Here is a 2,658-nt window from a genome sequence, read left to right on the forward strand (position 1 = left end):
ACGACGCTCTTCCGATCTCCATAACTTTAGTACCAATACAAGGTAAACCCGCTGCCATCGCTTCTGTAAACACTATTCCATATACTTCCTCATGAGTAGGCATCACAAATATATCTGCTGCTGCATATAATTTTATAATTTCTGGAGAAAATGCACCAATACCTCGATGGATTCTGACATTCGTTGTAGTACTTAAGTTTACAAAAGCATTGGTAACAATATCAAGTTCGCATATATCGCTTAGAGATTCCATAAAGACTGCTAGGACATCTTCTCCGCCTTTACGTACAAAGTCATTGCCAACAAATAGCAGCCGAGGCTTACTATGAATAGATTTTTCTTTAGGGGTTATGCCAAAGAAAAGCTCTAAGGGCACACCTGGATGAATATGAGTAACTTTTGTTGGTGAAATCCCATAATCATCTATTACAGAGCGTCGCGCTCGTTCTGACCAAGTAATGATATGGTCTGCTGCTCTAAAGCATTGACGCTCAACTTCTACGATCGGTCTACAAGTAATAGGAGATGGAAATGGTCGATCCCTTGAGAGTAACGCTGCGGTGTTGTCTATTGAAACTACAGAGGGAAACTTTTTTAATAGGGGAGCGGCAAGGTAAGCAATTGCTTGGGTATGAAGGTGAAGAACATCTGGCTGGTAATTTTTTAAAGCGCGTTCTAAACAGCGACGCGCAAAGAAGGAAGTAGCTAACTCAGTCCGAAATCTATGAAAGTCATAATCTACTTTCTGAGCCCCAGGTAGCTGTTTGCTCAGCAGCCAGTAAACAACTCTACCCAGGAAATCTCCTTTGAAGTAATCTGGTAAATGCAATGAGTTAAACTCAATTTTTTGTATATGTTCTTGAAATGTTTTTTCCAATATATTCTGATAAGTAGCGTGCCCCATTATGTAATGATTCAGGCTCAAGACTTTAATTTGTTTTTCAGTTTGTCTTTCCATAATTATTATAAATTTGGTTAATTATCGCTTTTGCCTCCGGTGAAATATTAGTAAAAACGATGTAATAACTATTTTCTTCATATTTATTTTTTCTCAAAACCTTACCATAAATATCTCCTACTATTGTCGTTCTATCCGAGCCAGTTAAGAAGCTCATCTTAATATTATCTTCTCGTGCTTTGAGCATAATATCTGAGTGCAGTTCAGCACCTTTGGCTGACAGCTTAACTAAGGTTCCTTTGGACGTACTGCCATCTAAATGCTTATCTTTCAGAACGCCATATTGTACGGGTAATTCGTCTTTTAGTTTGATGAGTAAATCTTCTTGTTTGGGCAGTTTGAGGTTGTACTTCCCATCGATACCTCCTACTTCATAAATGGTGATAAGCTCGTTAAACCCTTTTGGCTGTGCTGGGAAATCCCCATCTACTTGTAGGATGTCACCTACATCTTTGCGAGTATCCTCGGAAATTAAAATTTCGCCCCCCAATGTGTAAGATTCTATGCGAGCAGTGAGGTTGACATGACTGCCAACTACACCATATTTAGCGCGTTTCGATGAACCGATATTTCCGACTACAACTTCACCTGTGTTGATGCCAATACCCATTTCTATTCTGGGCAAGCCCAAGCGATCGTTCTTTTGGTTAACAGTATCCATAGCCAGCTGCATAGCTATGGCGCAAGCAACTGCTCTTTCGGCATCATCTTCTCTTTTTGTCGGCGCACCAAAAATGACTAAAATGGCATCGCCGATGAACTCGTCAATGGTGCCTTGGTACTTCATAATCACATCAGCCATATCCCCCAGGTAGATGTTTAACATCGAAACAACTGTTTCCGGTGGCAAACGTTCGGATACGGCGGAAAATCCTCTTAAATCTGACATTAAAATTGTAATTTTACGTCTCTCGCCGCCCAACTTCAATCCTTGGGGTGACTCAAGCAAACTGGCTACAACTTCATCGGTAAGGTAGCGACTAAAAGTGTTGCGAATTTCTCCTGCTGTACGGGCAATATAACTGGTAATGGCCATCGCAGATCCTGCAAAAGCCAGTACTGGCGGAACTACAGGAATCCACCAACCTTGCAGGAATGATAGGTAGCCGATCGACACTATACTTCCCACTGCCAACAGCATACTAGCCGTTCTCCGGATGGAAAATTTGGCCACACCTCCCTTATATCGGCGTATCCAACTTAAAATAGCACCAATAGCGGCAGCAGCAAAAATCCACAGCCACTCCAGCCACTCTGGCCAACTTTTGATTAAGGGACGACCTTCTAGTGCGGCGCTCAAAATCGCGCTTGTTAGATTGGCGTGAACTTCCACTCCAGAAGTTCGCTTGGGAATGCCGATGATACTGCTGCTGTAAGGAGTGTAGAGGAGATCGTTGAGGCTGTCTGCCGTTGAGCCGATCATCACGATGCGATCGCGCATCAAGTCGGACGGGATGCGATTCTCCAGTACATCCATCAAAGACACGCTCTTGAAAGTACCAGCCGGCCCGCGATAGTTTAGCAGAATCTGATATCCTCTGGCATCAGCACTTACATAGCCGCCATCATTGGCCTCAAAAGGAACAAACACCGTTTGACCCAATTGCAAATAATCTTGATTTTCAGCAGCGCCTTTAGGTTTGATGCCTTTTGCCTCAAGATAAATAAAAGCCAATCTCAGCGCCAAACTCTCTATGGTT

General features: G+C 42.7%; 2 protein-coding genes. Both read right to left on the reverse strand.

Features of this window, described 5'->3' with window-relative positions:
- The coding region (locus H6S82_RS27940; protein WP_191057087.1) for a glycosyltransferase family 4 protein at nucleotides 1-958 on the reverse strand (958 nt) is incomplete at its 3' end.
- The coding region (locus H6S82_RS27945) for a CHASE2 domain-containing protein (RefSeq protein ID WP_191057088.1) at nucleotides 942-2,658 on the reverse strand (1,717 nt) is incomplete at its 5' end. The genes H6S82_RS27940 and H6S82_RS27945, both read right to left, overlap by 17 nt.

Source organism: Planktothrix sp. FACHB-1355 (genome assembly GCF_014748295.1).
In the GTDB taxonomy this organism is placed as follows: domain Bacteria; phylum Cyanobacteriota; class Cyanobacteriia; order Cyanobacteriales; family Aerosakkonemataceae; genus Aerosakkonema; species Aerosakkonema funiforme_A.